General features: G+C 40.9%; 5 protein-coding genes. 2 read left to right on the top strand and 3 right to left on the bottom strand.

Annotated elements, in window-relative coordinates; translation table 11 throughout:
* The first annotated feature begins 1138 nt into the window (after positions 1–1138).
* Positions 1139–1357, top strand: coding sequence for a DUF4327 family protein (locus AC5JMK_RS11715; RefSeq protein ID WP_016864247.1), 219 nt, complete (start codon positions 1139–1141; stop codon positions 1355–1357).
* Between the two features lie 83 nt (positions 1358–1440).
* On the opposite strand, the gene AC5JMK_RS11710 is transcribed toward AC5JMK_RS11715, so the two are convergent.
* Both AC5JMK_RS11710 and AC5JMK_RS11705 read right to left on the bottom strand, forming a co-directional pair.
* On the bottom strand, positions 1441–2655 hold the full coding sequence (locus tag AC5JMK_RS11710; RefSeq protein ID WP_096675405.1) for a protein kinase domain-containing protein: 1215 nt from the start codon (positions 2653–2655) through the stop codon (positions 1441–1443).
* A 158-nt stretch (positions 2656–2813) separates the two neighbouring features.
* Positions 2814–4862 carry a serine/threonine phosphatase gene (locus tag AC5JMK_RS11705; RefSeq protein WP_495910145.1) on the bottom strand — a complete coding sequence of 683 codons (2049 nt, stop codon included), beginning with the start codon at positions 4860–4862 and terminating at the stop codon, positions 2814–2816.
* Here AC5JMK_RS11705 and AC5JMK_RS11700 point away from each other — a divergent pair.
* Positions 4782–4943, top strand: coding sequence for a hypothetical protein (locus AC5JMK_RS11700; protein WP_495910146.1), 162 nt, complete (start codon positions 4782–4784; stop codon positions 4941–4943). The genes AC5JMK_RS11705 and AC5JMK_RS11700 overlap by 81 nt on opposite strands.
* Before the next feature lie 197 nt (positions 4944–5140).
* On the opposite strand, the gene AC5JMK_RS11695 is transcribed toward AC5JMK_RS11700, so the two are convergent.
* Positions 5141–5713 carry a pseudouridine synthase gene (locus AC5JMK_RS11695; RefSeq protein WP_495910144.1) on the bottom strand — a complete coding sequence of 191 codons (573 nt, stop codon included), beginning with the start codon at positions 5711–5713 and terminating at the stop codon, positions 5141–5143.
* Between the last annotated feature and the right edge of the window lie 484 nt (positions 5714–6197).

The following is a 6197-nucleotide window of genomic DNA, read 5'->3' as shown; positions in this document are numbered from 1 at the left end:
TCGGAATAAATTCCGAGTCTCATAGCGCAAGTCCTCTGAAGAGGACTCAAAAAAAGTTTGTTCCAGTCCACTTGAGTGGACTTTCGCTATGAGCCTGGAACTTTAGTTCTAGGCGGGATACAGTTTCAACATGAAAAATTTTGACTTGTGTGTACACCGTAGTGAAGAAAAACATTAAATTTTTATAAAAAACGCAATTTGTCTTCTCCAACTTCAAAATAGTACGATATTCTATATAACAATTTGATAAACATAGTAGATGTTTCAATCCTGTCAAATTTGCTGTTACTCAAAAATCTACTACTAAGCCCTTGTTTAAACGAAACGAGTAGGTTGAATAATGCACACATGTTAGTCAAAACAAGTAAAAAGTAAAAAGTAAAAAGTAAAAAGAAAGATTCCCACTGATAAATCTGTGGGCTTGAAAAAAGGACACCTTTTACCTTGCACTACGTGTCTCGGTAAAATTATGAGTGTTTAAGTGGGCTTGATACCCACAACTGAAGTTTTTTATGAGTGCCTTTTAACTTTTAACTTTTTACTTTTAACTTGGAGCGAAGCGACTGTCAACGACTCAGGTCTATAGACACGCTTGCTTCTAGCCTAAGACTTAAACCACAGTTGATCAGACGAAGTACCTTGTGTACTACGTTATTGGCAAAGTGCTAGAGTTCCTACCTTGGGATGCGTAGTCAGTTCTGAGCTTCTAGAACTAGAGGATTAGACAGGTTTATTAGGTTAAGCCAAGTGTCTTCTAGTTATGCCGACCAATAACATTGTCTTCGCGTCGCTCGTCCCCTGGGGACTTGGCTAACTTAACCACTTTCATCAAGGCTTGAATGAGCAAAACCGTTATTATTCTTTCTCAGCTATATTACCTATGCTTGGGATAGATGATAAGTTGTTTGTATCAGTGTCTGCAAAAGCTGGTATTCACTATTTAAATTTTTTAGTGGTGATTACCGTACAAAACCGAATTTGATAGCAACTAAGTAGAGTTAGTTATGATATATTTAAGGAGCCAAGACTGGCTTTGCCAAAGTACACAACTCTACGGATCGGCAATAGTTCCGAAGCGGAAAGCAGTTTTGACTAAGCATTTACCAAAACAAATCTGAATTTAAATTCAATCGAGGTTATGATTCAGCAAGTAATTCACCCTATGGTGAAATTGCAGCGTAACGTGCAATCACTCGTAGACTCAAACATTATCAAGCCAACCGATAGTATCTGGAAAATAGCTCTGCTATTCGGTAATGAATGGCAGCATTGGAAAAAAGAATTGTTGGATTTCGGATTTAATATGCAAGATCCGGTTAGTGATTTGTTAGCAGTAGAGGCTTGGGACGAAGAGTAGAAATAGTTAGTTGTTGGTAGCTAGTGGTTAGTTGTTGATAACCATTCACTACTAGCTATTGACTATTGATCATTAACTTTTTGTTATTGACAAGCTGCTAGGGCTGTGGATAATTCTTTTGCTGTTTGATAGCGATCGCGTGGCAGTGGTTGTGTAACGCGATGGATTACCTCTGCTAGTTTAGGGGTAATAGTGGGGACTTTAGCCACATCAAACCGAAAGCCTCGTCCTTGCTGACGGTAAAACTTGAAAGGGTTTTCACCACTGAGTAGATAAATTAATGTCGGGCCAATGGCATATAAATCCGATTGAGTCAGAGGTTGTCCCCGCTCTTGTTCGGGAGCGCAATAGCCTTCTGCACCAATCCGAGTACCAGGTGCAGTACCAACAATTTCTTTGACTGCACCGAAATCCAGCACAACTATGCAATTATTGGAATTTCGCACCATTAGGTTTGCTGGTTTAATGTCCCGGTGAATGAGGGGAGGTTCTTGGCTATGCAAATAGTCCAAAATGTCGCAAGTTTGGATCATCCAAGCGATCGCTTGAGTGGGAATGACAGGGCCTTTGTATGCAATTAATTTTTCTAAATCATCACCATGAACTAATTCCATAGCCAAGTATCTTTTTCCTCCCTCCTCAAAAAAATCATAATATTTAGGAATTCCGGGATGGTAAAGAGATTTGAGAGTGTTGGCCTCTCGTTCAAATAGTTCACGGGCTTTAGCAATTTTAGCCATGTCAGCATTCATTTGCTTCAGCACCAAAAGCTGTGCGTGTCCAGCTATTTTTCCACTATCATCCCAAGCTAAATAAGTGGTTCCCATACCTCCCTGTCCTAATGTCCGTAATACCTGATAATTACGAATGGTTTTTACCACAGACAAGGGTTGACCACAATGAATACAAAATAGATTATTGGGAGAATTACCTTCGTGAGTACAACTACTTAATGGATTTATTGGTTTATTTGGAATCTTTATTTGGTCAATCTGAAACTTTAAGATTGGGCCTCCCCTTGCTAATTGCAGCAGGGAATCATCTGATATGGGACTTTGAGTAACCAGCACACCATTAAGAAAAGTACCATTTGTACCTTTACTAATCACCTGCCACAAACCGCCATTATCACCAGAACTAATTTGTCTGAGTTCAAGATGGTGTCTGGATACAAGAGTATCACTTAAAACAACATGATTATCCGCCGAACGACCAATCCGAATCACTGGTTCGTCTTCAAAATGCCAGTTTTGGAGGGGCGTTTTTTGCTGCGGTTCTAACAGGGTCAGAGTAACCACAATTACAAAGTAGCTAAGGGAATGAGAATTTTTGGTAGTTATTTAGTAGAAGCAAACGGCCGTACTCTGTTTTGAAGCAGCGCAAAGCGCGTCTAAGTCCGTACAGTAGGTATTAGTTAGTAGTTAGTAGATCATGTTTGACTACTAACTACCGACTACTAACCATTAACTATATCTTTTTGACTATCTAAAACTGGGCGTACTTTTGCCCTGATCAGTACAATGGTAATGTTGTCATGACCATTGTACTCGTTTGCCAAATCAATTAAATCCCTAACGCCAGTTTCAAGGTTAGTGCTAGAACCGAGTAAGGGAAGTAAATGAGTTGAATAGTGAGTTTCTAGTAAATCATTATCTGATAAACCGTCTGAAGCTAAAACAAATAGAGTATCTTCAGCAATCTCAAAAAACTGCACATCAGCAGAAATTGAGTGTTCATCACGTGGACCAAGAGCTTGTGTGAGTTGGTATGCATCCGGGCGGGTGTATGCCACACTAGGCTCAACTCCTCGCGAGATTTCGCGTTGACCAACTTCGTGATCTACTGTTACTTGTTGTAGACCTGATTTGTGGGTGAGACGATAAAGGCGACTATCACCCACATGAGCCACAGCTGCTTGAGTATCATGAATTAACAACATTACCAAGGTTGTACCCATTCGCCCAACACCAGAACGGGCATCTTGTTGATTAACATTGTAAATTGCTTGGTTTGCTTGTCCTATTGCTTCACGAATTTGTTCTTCTGTGGGTAATTCATTCTCAATCGCATGAGTTTGAAAATATTTTTGCAAAGTGTTAACAGCCAAAGCGCTTGCTACTTCTCCACCAGCATGTCCACCCATACCATCACAAAGAACATACAAAGCACGGGCCTGCACATTGCGGCTGGATGGCAATTCCAGCTTACTGATTTTGGCATCAATACCAAAGTAGTCTTCATTGTGATGTCGTTGACGCCCAACATCGGTCAACCCAGCATGTTCTAAGCTGATTAGCTGCATTGGTAGCACTACTGTTGCCATATCATCATTTTTTGCGGCATTGTCTGTTTCTGACTCATCTAATTGGAGAATAGTAGGTGAATCGGTAGCTAGATTGACTGTTGCACTAACCTCTGACTCATCAAAACTAGAGTTTGGTTGCAATTCTGTGGCGATCGCCTGCAAACCAGACTGTAACTGCAATAAAGTATCAATCTTACCAACTTCCAAATCTGTCAATAGTTCTAACAAAGAACCAAATTGTGTACGCTGAGATTCTCTAAAAAGCTTTTGCCAAACATCGGCTAAAGCTTGAATATTCAAATTCTCTTCCCATTGTTTAGGTGTGTTGTTTTCTTCATTGCTCAGTGGATTTTCTGGACTTATTGGGTTAACACGTGACATATATAACATCTGTAATGCCACTGCTTGGTCTTCATCTAACCGCAGATTAGACAAATCCAAAAGACTATGACAACAATTTAAAGGTTCTAGCAAAGCCCAAAGTTGTGTCATCTGATAACAACAATTGACCATTTGTAGAGAAGTTGTTGACTCATCGTGCCACAAATCCAGTAAACACGGCCAATCAGAACGATCTTCAATCAGTATGACCTCGATATTCTCGTTTTGCCAGGCATCGTGAATTGGCGGTATACCTTGATGAGTATAAGCTGCTAAAGCCACATATGCTTCCGCAGAAGCAGGAATATTACTAGCCTCCATCGCCGGTGTTACTAGCCCTTGATCCTGATTAGCGATCATGGCTTCAACAGGAGAAACCTGATAAGGCAAACAATCTAAAACTTTGACATACACTTGAGTCTGAGGTGCTAAATCTCCCAAATTTGGCAATGACTCTAGCAACTGATAACGTTGTTGTTGATCTAAGTAAGGGCCTTCTGGAAGCAGGGATGGCTTAGAAGAAGAAACAGAGACAACCGGATGCGGTGAGGTGGGGACAGTTTCACTCTCTGCATCACTATCTCTCTCCTTCTCGATGTCATTAGAGTCTAGTTCTGGGACTTCTAAATTTTCTTTCTTGGTAATAATTGCCCACCAAACTCCGCTACATTCCGCACCACAGTTATGACACTTTTGTGCATTCACAGGTACTTGGGTATCGCATTGCAGGCAGAATTTATGGATCAGGGACGCCCCACATTTTTGACAGAATTTGTTGGAGTTGGGGTTTTCAAATTGACACTGAGGGCAAATCAGCATTATGCAAGTTCCTTAATTCCCGACCAAGGTGCTTGTGGCTACTACACTCAAAGTGCCACAATCGGCAGCCCCTGCCTATAGTAGACCTACAAATGATTGTAGTTGCACAAGGGAGTTTTTGTGGTAGTCGCAATTTTTACGCTCGTTAGTAAGATATTCTAATGTTTTGGCAAAGCTAACTCCTCACAATAACTTGCCATTAAAATAACCATAAACGGCAGATTACAACACATTTCTTTAAATTTGGAAATTGGTAAATCAGTTATTACCGAGAACTGCTATAGTGACTTGATTTGGTGTCGTGTCAAGTCACGCCACTCACCCGGTTTTAAGTTATCCAAGTGTAATTGAGCGATCGCCACTCTTACTAATCTTAAAGTCGGAAACCCCACAGCCGCCGTCATTCTCCGTACTTGGCGATTTTTTCCCTCGGTCAAAGTCATCTCCAACCATGCTGTCGGTACATTTTTACGAAATCGAATTGGCGGGTCGCGATCGCTTAAAGTTGGTTCTGCTGACAATAGTTGTACTTTAGCTGGTCGAGTGCGATAATTTTGGATAATGACGCCTGCTTCTAACTTCTGCAAAGCCGCAGCATCAGGAATACGTTCCACCTGTACCCAGTAAGTACGTTCATGTCCAAACCGAGGATCGCAAAGTCGATGTTGCACTTGTCCATGATTTGTCAACAACAATAAACCTTCACTATCCCAATCCAAACGCCCCACCGGATAGACATCGGGAACTGAAATATAGTCTTTTAAGGTGCTACGAGTTGGAGTATCTTGAGTAAACTGGCACAGAACCCCATAGGGTTTGTAGAACAAGATATATCGATAATCATTGGTCATTGGTCATTGGTCATTGGTCATTGGTCATTGGTCAAGGTGAGGGAACTAGATTGTCCGGTTTCCACCCTTTCCAAGGCTACGGTGTACACACAAGTCAAAATTTTTCATGTTGAAACTGTATCCCGCCTAGAACTAAAGTTCCAGGCTCATAGCGCAAGTCCACTCAAGTGGACTGGAACAAACTTTTTTTTGAGTCCTCTGAAGAGGACTTGCGCTATGAGAGGAGGAATTTATTCCGAGTACAGATGCTCTAGATTTGTGTGTACACCGTAGCCGTTTAATTAGGGTTAGAGTGGGGTAAAAATATTTTTGCAAGAGGTCTATAGAGAAATGCTATTACAAATCATAATAGGACTGCTATGGCGATCGCACTCTTCAAATTCACGTTGCTTATTAACCTTCCTTCATCCATAGAGAACATTAAAGCGTTTGTTCAATACGTTTCAACGTTGCTTATTAACCTTCCTTCATCCATAGAGAACAT

The sequence above is a fragment of the Pelatocladus sp. genome, assembly GCF_059505505.1.
The sequence above is the reverse complement of the archived record's forward strand: the minus strand, read 5'-3'. Positions and strand labels throughout refer to the sequence as shown.